This window comes from Plebeiibacterium sediminum (assembly GCF_026013605.1).
In the GTDB taxonomy this organism is placed as follows: domain Bacteria; phylum Bacteroidota; class Bacteroidia; order Bacteroidales; family Marinilabiliaceae; genus Saccharicrinis; species Saccharicrinis sediminus.
In genome coordinates this window covers 45,241-68,351 of sequence record NZ_JAPDPJ010000002.1, presented here as the reverse complement: position 1 = coordinate 68,351, position 23,111 = coordinate 45,241, and the positions used below count along the sequence as shown (strand labels likewise).

Below are 23,111 nucleotides of genomic sequence, written 5' to 3'. Positions count from 1 at the left end.
ATATTTATAAAGCAGCCTTTCTTTTTTAGAAAATAAACAACTATTTACTTTCTGTATTTTGTTTCTGAAACTCTTTTGGCGTAATATTAAATTCTGCTTTAAAGCATGATGAAAAATACTTTGGATCAGAAAATCCTACCGCATAGGCAACATCTGTAATAACAGCAGTATTGTTTTTTAGTAATTCAGATGCATGTTTAAGTTTTATATTTCTGATAAATTCGACAGGAGATAATCCAGTAATCGATTTTATTTTTCTATATAATGACGATTTCGACATATTAAGTTCGCTGGCAAATCCGTTTACATCAAAATCCTTTTTAGTAAGATTATTTTCAATAATATCAATGGCCGTTTTTAGGAAGTGTTTATCTAAATTATGGTTTTCTATTGTTGAAATATTTATATCCAGATTTTTCTTAAAACTTTCTTGTTTATTTTGTTTTTGTACTACAAAATTGTCAATTCTTGCATGTAATTCTTTTAAGTTAAAAGGTTTTGAGATGTAGGCGTTAGCTCCGGCTTTAAATCCCATAATTCTATCATCAATATTGTTTTTAGCAGTCAATAGAATTACAGAAATATGGCTGGTTGCTAAATTTTCTTTAATCGTTCTGCATAATTCAATACCATCCATTTCAGGCATCATCACATCACTTATAATAATGTTTATTTCCTCTTTATTTATGATCTCAATAGCTTCTATTCCATTTGTGGCAGTATAAACATGATAATGTTTGGAAAGAAGTTGTTGCATGATTAGCAGTAATTCAGCATTGTCTTCAACAACTAATAAGTTTATATCCTTGATAACTCCAGTTTCTTCCTGAGACTTTTCTTCTTCAAAAATTATATCAGAATCATAGCTTCGTTCAGAGATTTCCTTCATAGAATCAGAAGTCATTTCTTCAGATGAATAATTTTTCTTGTCTATTGGGAGTGTGATGGTAAATGTGGTTCCTTTATCTACAATACTTGAAACTTTTATAGATCCATGATGTAATTCAATAAGGTCTTTACAAAGAGACAAGCCAATGCCATTTGTATTACTTACATTCATTGATCTGTTTGTATAAAAACGAGTAAATATATCCTTAATTTTATTGTCCGGAATACCAATGCCTGTATCCTTCACTTCAATCGAAATAAATCTTTCGTCGTTGTTATTTATTTGATTTATAACAATACTAATTTCGCCTTTTTCGGGAGTATATTTATAGGCGTTGCTTAATAAATTAAATATTATTTTATCTACTTTATCATGGTCAAAATAGGCATCTATTATTTCGGGGTTAGATGAAAAATTAAAACTAATTTGTTTCTTGTTTAACATTGGTACAAAATGTTCCTGGCAAATATCTTTAACAAATGATGTTATATCAGAGTTTGTAATGCTGAGTTTCATTTTTCCATCTTCAACTCTTCTAAAATCAAGTATCTGTTGAAGTATTCTTTTTAAACGCACCACGTTTGATCTCATGGTTACTATCTGTTTCTTTCTATTGGGGGTTGTGGTTTCAATATCATCAATAATGCATGAAATAATTGTAAGTGGAGTTAGTAAATCGTGCGATATATTTGTAAAATACTTTAGTTTAAGATGCGTTAATTCATCAGTTTTATTTTTTTCAAACTCAGCCATTTCCAGCTTGTTAATCAATTTAATTCTACCACGAATAAAATAAACAAGGAAGCTAATTGCCACAACAGCCATAACAAAATATACAAAGAACGCGAATGAAGTTTCATAGTATGCAGGTCTTCGTATTACAGTTAATTTAGTTTCATTATTACTCCATAGGTTATGGATGTCTGTGGATTTAACCTTAAACGTATAATTACCATGTTTTAACTGGTTGAATACAACAAATTGCCTGTTATATTTTAGCTCTATCCAGTCTTCATCTATACCTTCAAGTTTATAGGCATATCTTATTTTCAAAGGATCGTCATAGTTTAAATTCGAAAAATGAATTTCAAGATTTCGGTCATCAGGAGATAAGGTTAGGGTGTTATCTTCTTTATTATAAATATCCTTGTTGTTAATTATAGATTCATTTTGGATTTTGATATCAGTTAAAATTGTTTTGGTAGGCTGTGCAGGTTGCTTTAATCTTTCAGATGGAGTAATACAAGAGTATCCTCGGTTTCCTCCAAAATATATTTTTTCAGATAGTTTAGACATAAAAAAAGCACCTTTCATATGGGTATTGATAGATAATCCATTATGTGTATCATAAATATAAGAAGCATTGTTTTCTGGATTATATTCTATTATTTTTTTATGACTTACAATCCACAAATGATTAAATTGATCTACAATTAAGTCGTAAATTATTTCGTCATCTAGACCGCAATTACGAGTTTGGGTTTTAAAAGTTTTATCAATCAGATTATACGAAAATAAGTTGCCAAATTCATCTGCTATCCAGATGTTTCCACTTAAATCAGCAACAAGAGCCTGTATGTTTTTGCCTTTTTCTAGGTGTTGATAAATTTTATTTTTCAGCTCTGGTATATTATCCTCTTCTAACTTTGACGGAAGTTCTATTTTGTAAAAGCCATTTTCGGCAGAACTTAGCCATAAGTTGTTATTTATATCCATTGAGATAGATGTAATTTTAGTAATTCCTTCATGTACAATAGAAATGTTTTCTGAATTTGCAGGTTGAACATATATGGAATGGTCGGTTGAAATCCAGACATTTCCAAAGTAATCTTCATAAATAATTTTAACATCACCGGGAGTGGCATTTTCTTTATCAAGTGGTTGTGAGGTTATTTTCCTTATTTTTCCATTCTTCTTCTTTATTTTATAAATGGTTGATTCATTCCATTTACATGCCCAAATTTCATCGCGTCCCGGAATATATGACAAGTAGGTGATATAGTTGAAATCCGGAATTGCTGCTAATTCAGGAAAGTCAGTAAGTCTCTTTAAAACTTTTGTTTTTTCAGAGTATACATAGCTTTGTCCTCTATTTTGTTTAATCCATACATCTTCATCCTTGTCTTCACATAAATTAGAAAATGATGGGGCAATATTTATTTTATCATCAAGTCTTTCTAAAGGGAAATTGGATATTTTCGTTTTATCAAAGTCTATTTTATATACACCTTCGCTAAAAGCTCCAATCCATAAGCTACCCTTATTATCTTTTATTATTTTACTAAAGATATTATTGGTGTTATTAAATAGATATCTGTTATCGACTATCTCAATATTTCCGTACTCATTGTATTTATAAGTAATTATTCCGGAATATGACATAGCCCATATATACTCATTGTTTTGGTCTTGTGTGATGGAATAATATTGTTGATTTATGTTTTGTTCCATCCATTGAGGAACCGGCATTTTTTTGTATGTATTCTCTGGTGCTGAATTGGGGAAGAATTGGTAAAGGCCTTGCCCCCAGGTCCCTACCCAATAATTGTTTTTATTATCCTGAAAAACAAAGAATGGATTATCAAACTCACCAATTTTGGGATATTTTACAAACTCATTTAACTCTTTGTTAAGTTTATATAAACCCCGATCCCATACTGTTACCCAAATATTTTTATAGGAATCTTCATACACATGTGCTCCTCCCATTGGTATGTTAAACCTTTCATCAGGCACCATGTATCGTTCTATAATTTTAAAGTGATTGTTGTATCTGTTTAATCCATTATTATAGGAAACCCATATTGTAGAATCACTACCATATACAATATTATTTATGTTTCTATCCTTTAAAATACTGTCTGGGAAATGGTTAATTTGATAAGTTGATTTATCAAGAATGTTTAAACCTTTTTTAGTTCCAATAAGTAATTTTCCTTTATCAACTTCAGTAATGCAGTTTATCTCATTATTTGATAACAAGTGCTTGTCATTAAGTCCGGATTTAAATGTTTTAATCCTATAACCATCATATCTGCATAATCCTTCCGTTGTACCGAACCATATATATCCCTCTTTATCCTGAAAAATACTTCTTATTGAATTTGAAGGTAATTTATCCAATATGTCGAGCTGATTAATCGAAATATTTTGCGTGAGTGTTGATTGGCAAAGTGTTAATAATATTATGAATAGCAAGTAGCTTAGTTTCATTTGTTATGATAATTTTTATTGAGTCGACATGATTTTTATGGTGTAATAATATTAAATATTAACAAATTAACTTTCTTTTTACGGGGTAAAAAACGTTCAAAAAATAGCGGTATATAAGTCATCAATATTCCGCATCTGTCTATTTTAAAGAGTTGCATTTAAATTCAACTTAATAGGATAATTGTTGAACCTATTTGTGGTATGGAATCATCACTTTTCGGAATCAAAGTACAATGATTTAATTCAATTTAGTTTAAGATACGTAATTAAATCCAACTAAAATATTTAAAATAAATTTTTCTAAATGAAATGAACCATGATAAAAAGTTGTCACACAATAGGATGACAAAAATGGTGAGTTCCATACAGTCAATGAAAATAAATTAGAGTTTATGAATAGAATGTATTTATTACTAGTTGTTAGCGTTTTTTTACTTGCATGTGCTCGTAAGCCCCAAAATATCTCAATTAGTAAAAATTATTCGCAACAAGATATTGTAAATATTATTGTCAAGGTAAATGATAACTGGCAAAAGAACAATAGTTATAAAGGCAGAGCTTTTTGGGATCATTCAGCATATCATACAGGTAATTTGGCTGCATATGAAATTACTAAATTAGAGAAATATAAAAACTATTCTTTAGCATGGGCAAATCATAATAATTGGAAAGGAGCCATGTCCGATAATAAAAATCTGTGGAAATATAGTTATGGAGAATCTCCTGAATATGTTCTTTTCGGTGATTGGCAAAGTTGTTTTCAAACCTATATTGATTTATTTAATCTTTCTGAAAAGAAAGATTCATTTATGATTGCCAGATCCATAGAGGTTATGGAGTATCAGATGAGAACAGAGAATAATGATTATTGGTGGTGGGCTGATGGTTTGTTTATGGTAATGCCGGTTATGGTCAAACTTTATCATATCACAGGAAAAAATCTGTATCTAGATAAGTTATATCAGTATTATAAGTATGCTCATTCTATAATGTATGATGAAGAAACAGGTTTATTTTATAGGGATGGCAGATATGTTTATCCGAAACACAAAACAACAAATGGTAAAAAAGATTTTTGGGCCAGAGGTGAAGGATGGGTGTTCGCCGGTTTAGCAAAAACAATTCAGGATTTACCAGATACTTACAAGCATAAAAATAAATTCATAGAAATTTATAGAAAAATGGCTGTTACTTTAAAAAAGACACAACAGTCCGAAGGTTATTGGACAAGAAGTCTTTTAGATCCGGAGTATGCTCCCGGGCCTGAAACGAGTGGTACCGCATTTTTTACATATGGTTTTTTATCAGGAATAAATAACGGATGTTTAAATAAAGAGGAATATATGCCTGTAGTGGATAAGTCGTGGAAGTACCTAACGGAAGTAGCTTTACAAAAAGATGGAGGAATAGGTTATGTACAACCAATAGGCGAAAGAGCTATCCCGGGCCAGCATGTTGATGAAAATTCAACGGCAAACTTTGGTGTAGGGGCTTTTTTATTGGCGGCTTCAGAAGTTTTTAAATTTCTCGAAAATAGTAAGAATTAATAAAATCAGGATTATTGAATTTTGTATAAAAAACATGGGGACAAATTATGTTTTTGGGTTAGTCAGGTAGTATAGGTTTGTATTGGTTTACTAGCAGAATTACCTTCGTTGATTTGAGGTAATCTGCTAGTAATTAATGAAAACACTAGTTGTGAGTGGTCTTTATATGTAAAATTATTGGGTGAAATTTATCCCTTTCAGGATGATATTTGAACTTTTCTATACCATTTATTAATGATCTTAGTTGTGAATTAAAATGTGTATTAATATGGTATTTAAAGGAAGAATTAGAAAATTATTTTGTTTACTCTTTATTTTTAATGTGTTTGTTATAACCATAAATAACTATTTTGGAGTAAACCTGTCGGCTCAAAACAGAGACAAGGAGTATGAAAAATTTCATCCAGGAGAACTTTGGTTAGATAATAATGGAACTCATATCAATGCTCATGGCGGGGGTATCTTATTTCATGATGGTTATTATTATTGGTTTGGTGAGCATAAAAGTGAACATACAAGTTCTGCCTTGGTAGGTGTGAAATGTTATAAATCAAAAGATTTATATAATTGGACTGATTCGGGAGTTGCTCTTGAAGTTGTAAAAAACGATACCTTGAGCCCAATTACAAAAGGTTGTACGATTGAGCGACCTAAAGTAATTTATAATAAAATGAACAATCAGTTTGTTATGTTTTTTCATCTTGAACTGAAAGGGAAAGGCTATAGTGCAGCTAATGTTGGTATTGCTGTAAGTAAAAATGCTCAGGGTCCTTATGAATTTATTAAAAATCTGCGCCCTAACGCCGGCAAATGGCCAATGAATATGACTGAAGAACAACGCTTGTCGTCAATAAAACCTGGTAATTTTGATAAATGGTGGACTCCGGATTGGATGGAGGCGATAAAAGGAGGAATGTTTGTAAGGCGTGATTTTGAAGGGGGACAAATGTCGCGTGATATGTCTCTTTTTGTTGATGATGATGGTACAGCATATCATATCTATTCTTCCGAGGATAATTTGACTTTACATCTTGCAGAATTAACTGATGATTACCTAGATTATACAGGAAAGTATATACGAATGTTCCCCGGTGGGCATAATGAAGCACCTGCTTTATTTAAAAGAAAAGACATTTATTATTTAATTACATCTGGTTGTACAGGTTGGGCTCCTAATGAAGCACGATTAGCTGTTGCAGAATCAATATGGGGACCATGGAAGCAGGTAGGAAATCCATGTGTTGGAGAGGATAAAGAGTTAACATTTAATTCGCAAAGTACCTTTGTTTTACCTGTTGAAGGAAAAAAAGATGCTTTTATTTTTATGGGTGACAGATGGAATCCCCAGAAACATATTGATGGAAGGTATATTTGGCTACCCATTACTTTTGAAAAAGATAAACCTCTTATTAAATGGCATAATGAATGGGTATTAAAATAAAAGAAAGATGTTTGTTGTTTATAAGTGATTTTAATGAGATAGCTAAGTTGTTTGTTGTAAGTTATAGTTAGTCTGAAATAGAATATTTTATTAATAGTCAATATTCTTCATCATTATTGAATAATATAAATTTTATTTCAAAAATCAATATTCAGATATTCTTTCATATTTAAACCATAATGGATGTATTTTCCATTGTGGTTTTTTTATGGGGTACTATTGAGTAATTGTCAGTTGTGCCAAATTACTTGAGCTTTGGTAGGGGTTATTAGAGTTTTTTTTCAAATACATAAGATATTAATTTAAATGTTATTCTCCTTTTCTCTCTCAATACGATACTTCTGAGTTGTATTATTTATTTGTCAATATAACAAGTTGAAGAGTGTGTTTTTCTATTCTTTTAACAATAGACAGCCCTAATAAATTTGCTTTTCCAGAGTTAATTTTCTATCGGATTATTATAGAAGGTATAACGTTTTTACTTGCCAATATTTTAAGAAAAATACCATTCAAAAAAGATTAAAAATAGATCAGAAAGATGCACGAATCCCTTTGTTTATAGGGGTGGTACATAATTCGGGATTATCGAATGATCTATGAACCTTTTTTCATATAGCCGTGGGTACATTCGCAATGTTAATAGTTCTTAATTATTGTTCAAAATTACTTTGCTAACAATAAGTGAAAATCTATATAAAGTTTAACATGAATGATTAATTATTTAAAATTCGACTATGGAAAAAAAGTTATCTAGTTTTAATTGTCGAAGGACATGTTACAGAAAATGGAAAGAGAAATCAGTTCTGTTATTGGCCTTCATTGTTATGATTGCATTTATTCCTATTGAGTCTTTTGCTCAGGAAATAGGAGTTACAGGAAAAGTTATAGATTCATCAGGAGATGCAATTCCCGGAGTCTCTGTTGTTTTAAAAGGTACAACAGTTGGTACAATAACATCTGTTGATGGAGATTATTCCTTAAAGGGAATTCCAGCTAATGGTACGCTTGTTTTTTCTTTTGTTGGTATGCACACACAGGAATTACCAGTAGAGGGAAAGTCAATTATTAATGTTAAAATGGTTGAAGAGTCCATTGGTATGGATGAAGTAGTTGTAATTGGATATGGATCAATGAAAAAATCTGATTTAACAGGTTCAATTACTCAGGTTAAGCCAGATAAGGTGGCTAACGAAAATCCAAACACAGTTGCTGACTTACTTCGTGGTAAGCCAGGTTTAAGCGTAGGATTCAGTCCTGATGCAAAAGGAGGTGGAGATATGACTATTCGCGGTCAACGCTCTGTTTATACAGATGGTGGTCATAACAATCCTTTAATTGTATTAGATGGAATGATTTTTTATGGAGAATTATCTGAGGTTAATCCTGATGATATTGAGCAAATTGATGTGTTAAAGGATGCTTCTGCTGCTGCAGTATATGGAGCTAAATCTGCCAATGGTGTTATCATTATTACCACAAAAAAAGGTAAAAAAGGAAAACCAAAAATTAATTTCACAGCTTCTACAGGTATTGTAACAATGGGTGCTAATCGTGAAGTATACGGTCCGGATGGCTATATGCAGTTTTATGAAGATTGGTATACTGCACCAACTTATGGTGTTAATGAAGCAACAGGTAATTACGAAGCATATCAAACAACCAGAGTTGATCAACCCGGTTATTATTCAAATCCTTCTTCAGGAAATTTTTCTCAATATGGGGTAACTTCTGATCAATGGAGAGGATACGAATCAAATGTATCTCCTGATAAAGGGAATGACCAAATCTGGGCAGAAAGACTAGGTATTAAGGATAAAACGCTTGATAATTACTTACAAGGTAAAACTTATGATTGGTACGATCATTCTTTTCGTACAGGTGTAAATCAGGATTATAATCTTAGTGTTTCTGGTGCCAGCGATAATATGAATTATTATATGTCAATAGGATATTTGGATAACCAGGGTGTTGCTATAGGAAATGATTATTCAACAATTCGTTCAAATTTAAAAGTTGAAGGAAAAGTTAACAGCAGATTAACTATTGGTGCAAATGTTAATTTTCAACAAAGAACCGATGGAGATCTTGGCATAGACTGGGGAAAACAAATAATTGAGAATAGTCCGTTTGCCAGCTATAAAGATGAAAATGGCGATTTAGTAGTTCATCCAATGAATGATGGTGGTTATGCGCAGGGATATAATTATGACTATGACAGACCTTACAGAGAGTTAGAAAAAGGTTTTACAGTGCTTAACTCTATTTTTACAGCAAAATTAACATTACCTTTTAATATCACTTATTCATTTAATGCGTCTCCTCGTTATCAGTTCTTTTACGATAGATATTTTGAATCTGCTAATCATCCCGATTGGGCTGGTACTAATGGTTTAGTGAACAGAGAGCAATCTAAAAGTTTTGATTGGTCGTTAAACAATACAATTAACTGGGATAAAACTTTTGCAGATAAACACCACTTTAACGTCACACTTGTTCAGGAAGCGGAAGAAAGACAATTTTGGAAAGATAGAATTGAAGCAAGAGATATTACTCCTAGTGATGCTTTAGGATTCCACTCAACAAGGAATGCAAATAAAGATAAAAGTTCCTTTGATAGTTATGATAGTCATGAAACTGCTGATGGTATGTTAGGTCGTTTATTCTATTCGTATGATGAGCGATATATGTTTACAGGATCTATTCGTCGTGATGGTTATTCTGCTTTCGGGACATCAAATCCACGAGCTAACTTTTATTCTATGGCTTTAGCATGGACTTTTGCTAATGAGGAATTTATTAACTGGGAACCATTGAGTATGGGTAAATTAAGATTCTCATGGGGACAAAATGGAAACCGATCTTTAAGTGATCCATACATTGCTTTAGCAAATTTAGCTTCAGCACTTGGTACACAAGGTTACTATACGAACGATGGTAGTTATGATCAATTTCAGGTATTAAAAGCTACACGCCTTGCAAATACAAATTTACAGTGGGAAAAAACTTCTGCCGTGAATGTTGGATTAGATCTTGGATTTTTTGGTAATAGATTTACTGGGTCGTTTGAGTATTACGACATGTCTACAACAGATATGATCATGAATCAAAGTCTGCCTAATTTTACCGGATTTGGCGCAATTACTTGTAACCTTGGAGAAGTAAATAACAAAGGTTTTGAAATTGCTATTACAACGCATAATGTGAATAACCATAATTTTACATGGGATACTTCTATTGGATTCTCAAAGTATAAAAATGTAATCAAACACTTGTATTATACTTACACTACAACCTACGATGAAAATGGTAATGTATTATCAGTAGAAGAGGATGATGATATTTCAAACAAATGGTTTATAGGAAAACCTATTAGTACTATCTGGGATTACAATGTAACAGGTATTTGGCAAAAAGATGAAGTTGATGAGGCTGCACGTTATGGTCAGCGACCTGGAGATCCAAAAGTTGAGAACAGATATACAGCTGACGATGTTCAAAATGAAGATGGTACAATGAGGCCTGTTTATAACGATGAGGATAAGAAATTTTTAGGTCAGTCAGCACCTCCAGTTAACTGGTCTTTACGAAATGATTTTACCTTCTATAAAAACTTAAGTTTCTCGTTCAATATTTATTCTTATATGGGGCACAAGAGTCTTTCTACAGATTACTTGAACAGACTTAATAATAGATCAGAAATTGATAATAACTATAATGTTTATAAAAGAAAATATTGGACAATAGATAATCCATCCAATAAATATGGTCGATTAAACGCTAGTGGACCTACTGGATTAACATCTCCAGGTAGATTATTCAACCGTAATTTTATTCGTCTTGAAAACATTGCATTGAGTTATGATGTCCCTTCCCGAATTGTAAAACGATTAGGAATGGAAAAGTTAAAAGTATATGGTAATGTTCGTAATGTTGCTGTTTGGGCCAAAGATTGGAATTATTGGGATCCTGAAACAGGAAGTATTGCTCCAAGAACATTTACTGTTGGTGTTAATGTTGTATTGTAAAAAAAAAACGATATGGTTCGAGCTGTGAGAATCGTGAGTTCGACGAAGTCAAACTTCTTCTCACACACTTGGATGACAAAACTGGCAAGTTCCATATGACCATAAAAAACAAATTATTAAACACATGAAACGAGCCATGATAAAAACTTCTCACACACGAGAATGACTATTTAGGCGAGTTCCATGTGGCCAAATAAAATAATTTTAGACACATGAAAAATACATTTAAACATATATATTCTATATCAGGAAAATTTCTGGTTTCAGCTTCGCTCTTATTAGGATTAGGAAGCTGTAATGAGGAATTTTTAAAGCCTGACCCACTATCGTTTTATGAACCGGCAGTCACTTTTACTACAGAAGCTGGTTTAGAATCAACGTTAGCAATGTGCGACAGACATATTCGTACTTATTGGACTTATTATCAAGACAGAGATAGAGCGCTTCCAATCAGTACTGAATATATGTTCTCCGAAGAGGCTGTGGCTGCAATGACAGATAATAGTGGAGTGTTTGCAGACATTGCAAGTACATTAACTCCTACTAATGCAATTAGTGATAACGACCAAAATGGAATTGCCTATTTTTGGAATGAACACTTTTTAGGTATCAAACATGCTAATACAGTAATTAGTTATGTTGATAAAGTGGAAGGTTTAGATGAAAATACGAAAAAAACATTTTTAGGTAGAGCCTATTTTCACCGAGCATTCAGATATTTGGCACTGGTGTTTCAGTTTAACGATGTTCCATTAATTTCTAAGTTAGTTCAGGGACCTAAATTTGATTACAAAAGCACCAAACGTGAGGCTATTCTTGAAATGATCACATTGGATATGGAAAAGGCCGTTGAGTACGTTCCGGAGCAATCAGAAATGGATTACATCGGAATGGTAAGTAAAGGTGCATGTCGACAATTGTTGATTAAGTGTTATTTAGCTACAGGACAATGGCAAAAGGCTATTGAACAGGCTGATATACTAATTAATGAATCCGGATATTCACTTATGATGGATAGTTTTGGAGTATTTCAAGATCCTAAAGAAGCAACTTGGCCAATCACACGTAATGTAATTTGGGATTTGCACCGACCTGTAAATAAATGTGCATCATCAAATACAGAAACTATATTGGGATTACCTAATATGGCAGATACTGATGCTTCTATTAAAATGAGATCAATGCGTAACTGGCTTCCTTTATTGGATAACAGATGGGAATTGAAATCACCAGCAGGTGTTAATGCAATTAGATATACAGCTCCAAGTTGGTCGAGCTATGATGAGAATTTAGATTACAGAACAGCTTATGGTAGAGGTATTGCGCATATCCGTCCTACTTATTATTATACGCATCAAATCTGGAATGTGAATAATGTTGAAGATGCCGGAGATTTAAGACACAGTAGTACAGTTGGTAACTGGGTTAAAATGACTGATCTTAAGTATAATAATTCATCAGATGAAGAGTGGTATGGAAAAAATCTTCAATTGTATGATGATAATGGCAATATTCTTTGTCAGGATACGATTCGTTGTTGGTTTGATTGGCCACATTATAAAATGTATGTAGAATGTCCTACTGAGCTTACATCAACAAATGCTAACCATAGAGGAGGAGCAGGAGATTGGTATTGCTATCGTTTGGCAGAAACATATTTATTAAGAGCTGAAGCTAAGTTTTACAATGGTGATGCTACAGGAGCGGCTGAAGACGTAAATAAAGTTAGAGAGCGTGCAGGATGTGAGCAATTGTTTACTACAGTTACTATTGGCGATATTATGGATGAAAGAGCTCGCGAGCTTTATCTTGAAGAATGGCGTCACATGGAATTAAGCAGAGTTTCATATTGTTTGGCCATGAGTGGAAAAGCAGACGAATGGGGAAATACTTATGATGTTAATACTCTTGCTTCAGATAGTTACTGGTGGAATAGAGTTAATGGATTAAATGGATTTTATAATAAAGCTAATGCATATGTATGGCAACAAAGTAACAGACCATATACTATAGCTCCAAATAACATCTATTGGCCAATCCCTCAATATGCAATTAATGCAAACAGAGAAGGTGTATTAAGCCAAAATCCAGGCTACGATGGTTATGATCCTAATGTGGACGTGTGGACTAATTGGGAAGATGCTGTAGCAGATGAATAATAAGTTTATGATTATATCATAATACAAGCACTCGTTATCAAAGAAAGTTTTATTAATTATTTAGAGGTTGTTTCATGTTTTATTGAGACAACCTCTTTTTTGTATGAGGAGTTAACAAATTACAAAAACATTTTGGGCTTTTGAAAATTAATTTCTGTGATGAGCTTTTTTCCCATTCGTAGTATGGTCATAAAATGAATAGGAAATATAATACCTACTCTTTGTGCCTTAATTTGTACCGGTTTATGTTTTAGGCATCCAATAATAGGATATAATTCACTTTCCTTAATAATCGTATTAAGGGATTGTGCAACACTTAAACTATTACCAGTTCCTGAAAAATAATACAAGGCCGTGTTCATATTGCAAAGATACTTGAATTATTATATGATAGTTCATGTAATTTTATTCTTAACAGAATAGTATTTAGGAATGGTAGCTATTAGCAACGAGTTTTGTTTTAGAATAATTGTTGGATCAGTTTTGGAAAATGGAATAATTAAAACAATGATACAATCGTGTTGTATCAGAATGAGGTCTGCAACGTAACATAAACGTACAGGCAACGCACCTGCTATGGATATTCAATAAATATATTATTGATATTCTACATATATACATCACTATTAATTCACTCAGTAGTGAGTCAATAGTGAGCTAATAGTGAAGGATAAGTGAGTGAATAGTGAGTGATATCCGCATTTGTTCGGTTTATGGTACGTATCAGGTCCGTCTGTGGTACCTACTTGTACCATGTACCACTTGTTTAAAGATAATGGGATATAGCGCAGGTTCTCTATGAAATTAGATAAAGACTAAATATTAAGTAATCCTTTTTTTTGAAGTTGGAAGCAATCGGATCCTGCATTGGTATTTTAAAACTTTATGAAACAAAAAAAAAAGCATGCATATCTTTTAACATGCAAGCTTTAATTTTTTTTTTTTTCTTTTCGTGATCCAGACAGGATTCGAACCTGTGACCCACAGCTTAGAAGGCTGTTGCTCTATCCAACTGAGCTACTGGACCATCCTTAATGCCTTTTTTCAAAGGCGATGCAAATATCGCAATTTTTTTTGTTTCTGCAAGAAAAAAGGCTTTGAAGATGTTTGTTTAGTCTCTGTTTAAATAATAGATATAACCTCAATTTTGAGTATTACTGATAGTATTTTTAGGTTTAGATTGAAGGAAGGGTGGTGTGGCTTTTGCATTCATAGTCAATAGGAAACAAGTAGATGTGTGTGATGGAACATCAGTGTCTTATAGTGAATGGCCAAGTACTATAGGTAACTTAAAAACTAAAGCAAAAAAAATATAAAAAAATAATTTCGGATTAGAAAATTAACAAAATCAGTCATAAATATAAATTATCCAAAGTTGGTTTTCCACTCAATGAAGCAATGGAAATATAAACGGTGCTGTTAATGAAAAATATTTGCTAAGGATGTTAATTTCTTCTGAAAATACGTGCTTGCAATTTTACATAAGGATAATTTGAAATAGATTTTTAAAAGAAATGAAATTTCGAATTTGAGTAAATAATAGGAAAGGACTTCATTTAAATTTAGGTCCAAATTAAATCTATCTTTAAATAAATTAATTCATAAAGTCTGCTATTGAAATAGAATGTGGAAAGAAAAAATATCAGTACTAATTTTGTGGAATTAAAGGATAAAAAGGGAAAATAAGTGAGATTATATTGTAGCTCCTGGATACAAAAAAAGCCTTACAATCTTATGATTGTAAGGCTTTTGTGATCCAGACAGGATTCGAACCTGTGACCCACAGCTTAGAAGGCTGTTGCTCTATCCAACTGAGCTACTAGACCATCCTTTAGTTCCTTTTTCTTAAGGCGATGCAAAGATCGTAAAATTATTTGTTTCTGCAATAGTATAAGCGAAAAAAAATAAAGAAAATATAAACCTTTTTGTAGTGTGATTTTATTGTAGATTGATAGTCAGATATTAGAGTGTTATATCATAAATAAAAAAAAAGCGTATGATTAATACCATACGCTTTTGTTAAATATAAAAGGGGATAATTTATTCTACCTTATTAATAATTTCCATACCTCTGTTAATTGCTTTTTCGTTCATAGGTATTAAATGGTGATGTCTTTCAGGAAGGGATTTTTTAAGACCTTTGATTACATTTTCCATTTTAACAACTGGATTAACTTTTAAATATCCTCCAAGTACGATCATATTAAATGTTTTAGCAGAACGCATTCTTGCAGCTTCTTCTGTTGCATCAATTCGGTAAATGGTAATATCTTTTCTAGTAGGGTGATGAGTTATTCCATTACCATCATAGATTAAGATTCCGCCAGGTTTAACATGCGACTCAAACTTATCCATTGATTGCTGATTTAGAATAATCGCGGTGTCGTACTCATGTAAAACGGGAGAACTAATTTTATCGTCACTTAAAATAACAGTAACGTTTGCAGTTCCTCCTCTCATTTCAGGACCATATGAAGGCATCCATGACACTTCCAAATCTTGCATTACTCCTGAATATGCAAGTATCTTACCCATTGAAAGTACACCTTGGCCTCCGAATCCGGCTATAATAATTTCTTCTGTCATTTTGTTTTATTTAACATTGAGTAAATATTATACCCAATAGGTAATTTATTTTAAATGTCTTTTATATCGCCTAATGGATAAAATGGGAACATATTCTCTTCCATCCATTCGTTCGCCTTTACAGGAGACATTTTCCATCCCGAATTACAAGTAGCAACAACCTCTACAAAAGAAGTCCCCCTTTTATTAATTTGATTTTCAAAGGCCTTTTTAAGTACTTTTTTAGTTTTTCGTACAGCAGCTGGTGTATGGCATGCCTGACGAGTTACAAAAGTAGTTCCTGGCAATTGAGCAACGATTTCTGTAATTTTAAGAGGATGACCATCCTGACCAGGTTCTCTACCAAAAGGACAAGTTGAGGCTTTCATTCCCGGAAGTGTGGTTGGTGCCATCTGGCCACCTGTCATACCATAAATACCATTGTTGATGAAAATTACTACAATGTTTTCGTCTCTGTTACAGGCATGAATTGTTTCAGCAGTACCAATAGCAGCAAGGTCACCATCTCCCTGATAAGTAAATACTACTTTATCCGGCATCAATCTTTTGATACCTGTAGCAAGGGCAGGAGCTCTACCGTGAGCAGCTTCTTGCCAGTCAATATCAATATAGTCGTATAAAAATACAGAACAACCAACCGGTGAAACACCAATGGTTTTTTCCTGTAAACCCATTTCTTCAATAACTTCAGCAACCAGTTTGTGCACAACACCATGAGTACATCCCGGGCAATAGTGCATTACTTTGTCGGTAAGAACAGAAGTTTTTTTGTATACTATATTTTCTTCTTTTATAATTTCTTTAATATCCATGGCTTATCCTTCTAAAAAATTACTTTTAAGGGCTTCAAGAACTTCAGCAGGTGAAGGAATAATTCCTCCAAAGCGACCATAGTGCTCAACAGGAGTAATACCGTTTACTGAAAGTTTTACATCCTCAACCATTTGACCCGCACTCATTTCAACACTCAAAATACCTTTTGTTTGTTTGGCTAATTCATGTATAGGCTTTTCAGGGAATGGAAATAATGTAATTGGTCTTAATAATCCTACTTTAATACCTTGTGCTCTTGCTAATTCAACTGTTTTTTGACAAATGCGAGCACTTGAACCATAAGCCACTAAAAGATATTCAGCATCATCACAGTTAATGGATTCATATCTTACTTCCTCTTCCTGCATTTTTTTGTATTTAGCCTGAAGTTTATGGTTGAAGTTTTCCATGTTTTCAGAAGAAAGCTCAACTGAAGTAATGATATTTCTGTTACGATTTCTTGTTTTACCAGTGGTTGCCCAATCTCCATATTTTTCAATGATTTCTTCTTCGGTCATTCTTGGTTTTTGAGGTTTAAGCTCAACTTTCTCCATCATTTGTCCAATAACACCATCAGATAGAATCATTGCTGGGTTTCTGTATTTAAAAGCCAGGTCAAAAGCAAGTTCAACAAAGTCTGCCATTTCTTGTACAGAAGCGGGAGCCAGCGTAATTAATTTATAATCACCATGACCACCACCTTTAACAGCCTGGAAATAATCTGACTGAGCAGGTTGAATAGTTCCTAGTCCCGGGCCCCCTCTAACCACGTTTACTACAACACAAGGGAGTTCTGCTCCGGCAATATATGTTAATCCTTCCTGCATTAAACTAATTCCGGGGCTTGAGGAGCTGGTCATTACTTTTTTACCACAACCGGCACCTCCATATACCATATTTATAGATGCAATCTCACTTTCTGCTTGAAGAACAACCATTCCTGTTGTCTTCCAGGGTTGTTCAGCCATTAGTGTCTCCATTACTTCACTTTGAGGAGTAATAGGATAGCCGAAGTAACCGTCAGTTCCGCATCGGATGGCAGCTTCAGCAATGGCCTCATTTCCTTTCATTAATTTTAGTTCTCTCATTTGTCTAAAATTTATTTTCTTATTTGCTACTTACCTATAATAGCAAGTAGAAACTTTTTACTTGATTTTTGCTATGCCGTTACCGGTTTAGCGCGATATACAGTAATACAGGTGTCGGGACATACAACACCACAATTTGCACAGCCAATACAATTGTCAGGATTTTCCATGTAAGCATAATGATAACCTTTATCATTTACTTCGGCTGCTAAGTTAATTACCTGAGCGGGACATGCTGATACACAAACACTACATCCTTTGCATTTTTCAATATCAACAACTATCGCTCCTTTAGCTTTTGCCATAATTTAAATTTTTAAATTTTAACCGCAATTTATACAAATAAGCTATTTTTATTTATGATGAGGGTCATATTAATACTATGTTAAAAATCACACCTCATTGGAACAAAAAAACAACTCAATGCTTTGTGTTCGCAAAAATAAAATTTTAATAAGAACTACTACTTTTTTTCTTTTCGACGGTAGTTAATGAAGACTTTGAGCGAACAGCTTTAATCGTTCCTCAAGAATAGGGAATCGGCTTTGCTCGGTATGAGAAACACAAGCTCTTAACCCTTCTTTTTCACTGCCAGTATTTTTTAGTGCAATAGCACTGATTCCATAACACAATAATCTTTCCAACAATTCACCTCCGGTGAACCCTGGATATCCTATTGTAAAATAGAACCCGTCAGCAATGGGTGTGTCAATGTCCATATCGTAAATGATGGAAAATCCATATTTTACGAACAATTCTTTCATTAACCTGGCCCTAATGCCATATTCTTTTACCTCTTTTACGATGTTGAATTTGCCGTCGCAGGCGGCTTTGTACATTGCTGCAATTGCATATTGAGCAGAATGACTTGCGCCAGCGGAGAGCGAATATAATAATCTTCCTACAATTACACGCCCAAAATTAGCTTTTCCAAACCTTATTTTTAACGATTCAAAATAAGAGTTGAATAATTTATTGGAAATACAGAGGGTTCCTAAACGTTGTCCGGCATATGAAAATACCTTAGAACTAGATATTAACAGTGCAAAATTATCAGTGTACCTGGCAACGGTTGGTTGATATGGAGGTTTGTAGGGAATGGATATGTCAGTTCTGAAGTCCATTCCGAAATAAGCCAAATCTTCAATAACTATGGTATCGTATTGATTAGCAAGGTTTCCTATGGTTTCTAATTCGTCCTCATGAAAACAGATCCATGTAGGATTATTAGGATTTGAATAAACTATGGCACAAATATTTCCTTTGGCAAGATAGCTTTCTAACTTATCCTTTAATTTTTCTCCTCTATAATGAAAAACATCAAAAGTTTCATGCTTAATATCCAATACCTCTAATTGGATTTTCTGCACAGGGAACCCAGGATCAATAAATAATATGGTATCTTTTTGTGGCCAAATTTTAGATACTCCCATAAATAAGGCGTAGCTGCCTTGCATGGATCCGTTTGTAGGAATACATCCTGCGGGATCAACATCAATATTCATGAAAGCTTTAACAAAACGACTGGCTTCGGATTTAAAAGTTGGAACTCCTTCGAGCATGGAGTATTTTGATGCGACTCCATTTTTGAGTGCTTCAATCTCAGCTTCTACACCAATGGGACAAGGAGGGAGACTTGGAACGCCCATTTCCATCCGGATAAATTTTTCTCCGGTTCTTTCTTCAATCTCATTTACAATGGTAACAACTTCTCTAATTGTTGAGTGACCCAGATCAGAAATGTTTTTATGCTCGAGTGTAGATTTTACAATTTCCGGGTCTATTATAGTTTTATGTTCGGTGTCCATCATGACTTTTGATTTTAAGGGTAAAAACAATATTCCATTCTAGATGAACATGAAATAATGATGGGTTTACGATGTAATCATTATCTATTCAGGTAAAATTGATGGCAACTTTAAACGTTATTAAAGTAGGATATATAATCAGAGTAAAAAGGATTCTATAATATTATAGAATCCTTATCTTATATTAATAACCATTCTCTTTTTGAAGCATATTAATCCATTGAGTTAATCTTTCTTCAGTTTTTTCACTTTCATAATCTTCATCAAGGGGTAGCCCTGCAAATTTTCCATCTACGATTGCCTCTGATTCATTAAAATCATATTCGTTTGTATCGCAGAAGCCCACAATATTTGCATTAAGCGGTTTTAGTTTTTCATATAACCAACCAATAGCATCAACAAAATGCTCAGGATAATTAATATGATCTCCTAATCCATAAATAGCAACGGTTTTATTTTTCCATTCCACTTCTGGTAGATGAGTGAAAAATACATCCCAATCAGTGTCTGTATGTTCAGAATCCCAATTGGAAGTGCCAATTGTAGATATACCGAATATTATTTTGTCGTATTGGTTTATAATTTTTGCATCACAGTCCTTAACAAGAATAAGATCAGCATGATCATCGCCAAAAATATTTGCAATTAATTCAGCAACTTTACCAACACTACCTTTTTCTGGACCATAAAAAATACCAATTTTTCCCATATTTTAATTTGTTTATAGTTTATATCTGTTCTATCAAATTTCTTTTTAATCTATCATTAAAACAATAACATTTCTCATAGTCATATTATTTAATACAGAATTAAAGGTTCTGTTTTATAATTTAGTCAGATTTTAAGAAAAAGGGAAGTGAGTAAGAAAGATTGTTTATACTAGTTTATTTTTTTTAGTTATTTTCGTGGCCATAATCCAATTGAAAAAACATGAATGTTCAAGTCGAAGAGGTAGTAAATCAGGCACAAAGGAAGAAGTTTGTTGAATTACCATACCAATTATATAAAAACAATGCTTATTGGGTTCCACCATTAAAGGCTGATGAGTTAACTTCAATTACTCCTGAAAAAAATCCGTCTTTTGATTTTTGTGAAGCTAAGTTTTGGTTAGCCTATAAAGATGGAAAGGTTGTAGGAAGAATCGGTGCTATTGTTAATGATCTTTGGATTGAAAAGATTGGTGAGAAGATCGGGCGTATAACAAGAGTTGAATTTATTGATGACGCAGAAGTTGTTAAAGCGCTTTTTGAAGCTGCTGAAGCTTACTTAAAGTCGAAAGGTATGGTTGGAGTTATGGGACCATTAGGTTTTTCTAACCTTGATCATTCCGGTGTACTTATTGAAGGTCATGATTATCTTCCTTGTATGGCTAGTGATTATCATTTTGAGTACTATAAAACACATTTTGAATCGCTTGGATACGAAAAAGAAATAGACTGGCTAGAGTTTAGAATAACTTTCCCGGATGCATTACCGGAAAAAGCATTTAAGGTAGCTGATATGATTAAAAGACGTTATGGTTTAACTGTAAAGAATTTTAAAAACAGAAGCGAGCTGGAACCATATAGGGAAATGATCTTTAATGTTTTTAATGATGCTTTTGTAGGATTATTTGGAACATTTAAATTACCAGACAATCTGGTGAACTTTTATATTGACAAATTTTTCCCTTCAATAAATCCAAGATATGTGAAAATTGTTTTGGATAAAGATCAACAGCTGGCTGGCTTTATTGTGGCTCTGCCTTCGTTATCAAAAGCGCTTCAGAAAGCTAATGGAAAATTATTACCCTTTGGTTGGTGGCATTTGAAAAATGCATTGGATAAACCCAAAGAAATGGATTTGATGCTTACTGGTGTACGTCCGGAGTTACAAAAATTAGGATTAACATCACTTTTAATGAACGAATTGTGGAATACTGCTAATAGTGATGGAGTTAAGTATGTTGAAACTACCGGTATGCTAGAAAACAATCATGTTGCCATTCAAATGTGGAAATCATTTGATCATATACAACATAAACGAAAACGTTGTTATAAAAAGACTTTTTAGTTACAACAATATAAGTGATTTAGAAAAGCTGGTTTATCCAGCTTTTTTTGTATCCAGACGTTTTTGTACACAAAATTGTTTTTATCCAACAGAAAGTGATATCGGTTTTATTTATTAAACCTATATTAAATCTTAAATATTATAGGGGTGTAAGGTTAATTTCTTCACTTTTAGACTCAATATATTCAAATTTAGGTGGTGTATATCTATTAGGATTTTCTTATCTTTCAACTGAATCGTATTTTATTTGTTGATTCAAAGAAAGATAAAGTCTTATACTGCATACCTGAAAAATCATGAATAGAAAAAAAACTACCTTTATTATTGTAGCTCTTATTGTATTATTAGGAGGTTCTGCTGGTTTATCTTATTTGTTTATATTGCTAAAACCCGAATCACCCAAAAAACCTCCTGTTGAATTAAAGCGATATGTAAAAACTGAAGTAGTTGAGTATTCAACTATTGTATCGCCTTTAGCAGCCAAGGGGAGAGTAGTGTCAAGTCATGAGGTTGCTCTTATTGCGGAAGCTGCCGGAAAAATAGAGGAAGGAAGTGTCGTACTTAAAAAGGGAACCTCATTTAAAAAAGGACAATTACTTGCTGTTATTTACAAGGATGAAGTTGAATTAGCGTTAAAGGCTCGCAAAAGTGAGTTCTTGAATACCATAGCTAACTTATTGCCTGATATCAATGTAGATTATCCTGATTATATTTCTGAATTTACTCAATTTTTTAGAGAAATTGATATTAATAAAGATTTACCTGATCTTCCTTCTTATGAGAATGATCAGTTTAAAGTTTTTCTGGCCAGCCGAAATCTTTTAAGTGCTTATTATGGCATTCTTCAGGATGAGAAGAAGTTAAAGCGCCATAGTTTATATGCTCCATTCAATGGTGCTTTTACTAATGTAAGTTATCAGGCTGGATCCTATGCAAATACAGGTTCACAAGTGGCAAGGATGATTCGAACAGATCAACTGGAAATAGAAGTTCCTGTTAAAAATATAAATAGCAAATGGATTAAAATAGGAGATAAGGTTCAGGTGTTTTCTGAAAATGAAGTCTCTGTTATGGAAGGAACGGTTGTTCGTAAAGCAAAATTTATTGATATCAATACCCAGTCCCGAAGTGTTTTTGTTCTGGTGTCTGACTTTAATGAAGATGAGCTTGTTGTTGGGGGTTACAAAAAAGTTGTATTCTCCGGGCAAGAGATTGAACAAGCAATGGAGATTCCTAGAAATGCCATATTTAATTTTAATGAGGCTTTTATAGTTAAAGATGGAATGCTTAAAAAAACACAGCTTGAGGTTCTTAAGTTAAATGAAAACTCTTTAATATTCAGAGGTATTCCTGAGGGATACAACGTTGTGGTTGAACCGTTGATTAACGCCAAGGAAAATACACCTGTAAGTATACTGGGTAGTGATGAAGAGCAACCTGAGAATAAGCAAAAGGATAAGGATTTAAACCATCAATCAAAAACGAAGTAA

General features: G+C 33.0%; 14 protein-coding genes and 2 tRNA genes. 6 read left to right on the top strand and 10 right to left on the bottom strand.

Annotated features, from left to right (window positions below; translation table 11 throughout):
- Nucleotides 1-40: 40 nt before the first annotated feature.
- Nucleotides 41-4,102, bottom strand: coding sequence for a hybrid sensor histidine kinase/response regulator transcription factor (locus OM075_RS02175; RefSeq protein WP_301188822.1), 4,062 nt, complete (start codon nt 4,100-4,102; stop codon nt 41-43).
- A gap of 392 nt (nt 4,103-4,494) precedes the next feature.
- Between OM075_RS02175 and OM075_RS02170 the strand changes: the two genes are divergently transcribed.
- From OM075_RS02170 to OM075_RS02155, 4 genes are all read left to right on the top strand, one after another.
- Complete coding sequence (locus tag OM075_RS02170) at nt 4,495-5,649, top strand: glycoside hydrolase family 88/105 protein (protein WP_301188821.1); 1,155 nt, start codon at nt 4,495-4,497, stop codon at nt 5,647-5,649.
- Nucleotides 5,650-5,917: 268 nt separating this feature from the next.
- Nucleotides 5,918-7,090, top strand: a complete 1,173-nt coding sequence (locus OM075_RS02165; protein ID WP_301188820.1) for a glycoside hydrolase family 43 protein — start codon at nt 5,918-5,920, stop codon at nt 7,088-7,090.
- Between the two features lie 734 nt (nt 7,091-7,824).
- On the top strand, nt 7,825-11,115 hold the full coding sequence (locus OM075_RS02160; protein ID WP_301188819.1) for a SusC/RagA family TonB-linked outer membrane protein: 3,291 nt from the start codon (nt 7,825-7,827) through the stop codon (nt 11,113-11,115).
- Between the two features lie 212 nt (nt 11,116-11,327).
- Nucleotides 11,328-13,274: a RagB/SusD family nutrient uptake outer membrane protein gene (locus tag OM075_RS02155; protein WP_301188818.1), complete on the top strand. Its 1,947-nt coding sequence runs from the start codon at nt 11,328-11,330 to the stop codon at nt 13,272-13,274.
- Between the two features lie 119 nt (nt 13,275-13,393).
- Here OM075_RS02155 and OM075_RS02150 read toward each other — a convergent pair whose 3' ends face one another.
- From OM075_RS02150 to OM075_RS02110, 9 genes are all read right to left on the bottom strand, one after another.
- On the bottom strand, nt 13,394-13,636 hold the full coding sequence (locus OM075_RS02150; protein WP_301188817.1) for a hypothetical protein: 243 nt from the start codon (nt 13,634-13,636) through the stop codon (nt 13,394-13,396).
- A 591-nt stretch (nt 13,637-14,227) separates the two neighbouring features.
- Nucleotides 14,228-14,301: transfer RNA gene (locus tag OM075_RS02145), tRNA-Arg, on the bottom strand.
- A 725-nt stretch (nt 14,302-15,026) separates the two neighbouring features.
- A tRNA-Arg gene (locus OM075_RS02140) sits at nt 15,027-15,100 on the bottom strand.
- Nucleotides 15,101-15,314: 214 nt separating this feature from the next.
- Nucleotides 15,315-15,860, bottom strand: coding sequence for a 2-oxoacid:ferredoxin oxidoreductase subunit gamma family protein (locus OM075_RS02135; RefSeq protein WP_301188816.1), 546 nt, complete (start codon nt 15,858-15,860; stop codon nt 15,315-15,317).
- Between the two features lie 50 nt (nt 15,861-15,910).
- On the bottom strand, nt 15,911-16,672 hold the full coding sequence (locus OM075_RS02130) for a thiamine pyrophosphate-dependent enzyme (RefSeq protein WP_301188815.1): 762 nt from the start codon (nt 16,670-16,672) through the stop codon (nt 15,911-15,913).
- Nucleotides 16,673-16,675: 3 nt separating this feature from the next.
- Nucleotides 16,676-17,761 carry a 3-methyl-2-oxobutanoate dehydrogenase subunit VorB gene (locus OM075_RS02125; protein WP_301188814.1) on the bottom strand — a complete coding sequence of 362 codons (1,086 nt, stop codon included), beginning with the start codon at nt 17,759-17,761 and terminating at the stop codon, nt 16,676-16,678.
- A 71-nt stretch (nt 17,762-17,832) separates the two neighbouring features.
- Nucleotides 17,833-18,066, bottom strand: coding sequence for a 4Fe-4S dicluster domain-containing protein (locus OM075_RS02120; RefSeq protein WP_301188813.1), 234 nt, complete (start codon nt 18,064-18,066; stop codon nt 17,833-17,835).
- 183 nt (nt 18,067-18,249) lie between these two features.
- Entirely contained in the window at nt 18,250-19,572 is a 1,323-nt protein-coding gene (locus OM075_RS02115) for an aminotransferase class I/II-fold pyridoxal phosphate-dependent enzyme (RefSeq protein ID WP_301188812.1), read from the bottom strand.
- Nucleotides 19,573-19,753: 181 nt separating this feature from the next.
- Entirely contained in the window at nt 19,754-20,278 is a 525-nt protein-coding gene (locus tag OM075_RS02110) for a flavodoxin (protein WP_301188811.1), read from the bottom strand.
- A 221-nt stretch (nt 20,279-20,499) separates the two neighbouring features.
- Here OM075_RS02110 and OM075_RS02105 point away from each other — a divergent pair, with 221 nt between their 5' ends.
- On the top strand, nt 20,500-21,621 hold the full coding sequence (locus tag OM075_RS02105) for a GNAT family N-acetyltransferase (RefSeq protein WP_301188810.1): 1,122 nt from the start codon (nt 20,500-20,502) through the stop codon (nt 21,619-21,621).
- A 296-nt stretch (nt 21,622-21,917) separates the two neighbouring features.
- The gene (locus OM075_RS02100; protein ID WP_301188809.1) at nt 21,918-23,111 is read left to right on the top strand and encodes an efflux RND transporter periplasmic adaptor subunit; all 1,194 of its coding nucleotides are present in this window, start codon (nt 21,918-21,920) and stop codon (nt 23,109-23,111) included.